This is a genomic window from Acetobacter okinawensis (genome assembly GCF_002153655.1).
In the GTDB taxonomy this organism is placed as follows: domain Bacteria; phylum Pseudomonadota; class Alphaproteobacteria; order Acetobacterales; family Acetobacteraceae; genus Acetobacter; species Acetobacter okinawensis_A.
Window position 1 is genome coordinate 1 of sequence record NZ_JOPJ01000125.1, and the last position, 227, is coordinate 227.

1 protein-coding gene is annotated in these 227 nt (G+C 55.5%); it reads left to right on the forward strand.

Annotated elements, in window-relative coordinates:
• Nucleotides 1-227: AAA family ATPase (locus HK26_RS13030; RefSeq protein ID WP_257641006.1), on the forward strand; the 227-nt coding region annotated here is incomplete at its 3' end.

Below are 227 nucleotides of genomic sequence, written 5' to 3' on the forward strand. Positions count from 1 at the left end.
CTGGTTGGGCCTCCGGGGTGTGGCAAGTCCACAGTGGCAAGGCTTTACCATGAAATGGCTGGCTACCCTGTCAAAACCATCAATGTCTCCGGCATGACGGATGCTCTGTCCCTGATGGGGGTGCATCAGAGCTTTGGAGAAGCCAAGCCTTCTTTGGTCACGGAATGGATGGCCAGCACGGAACTGGCGAACCCCTGCATTATCCTGGATGAAATCGATAAGGCTCC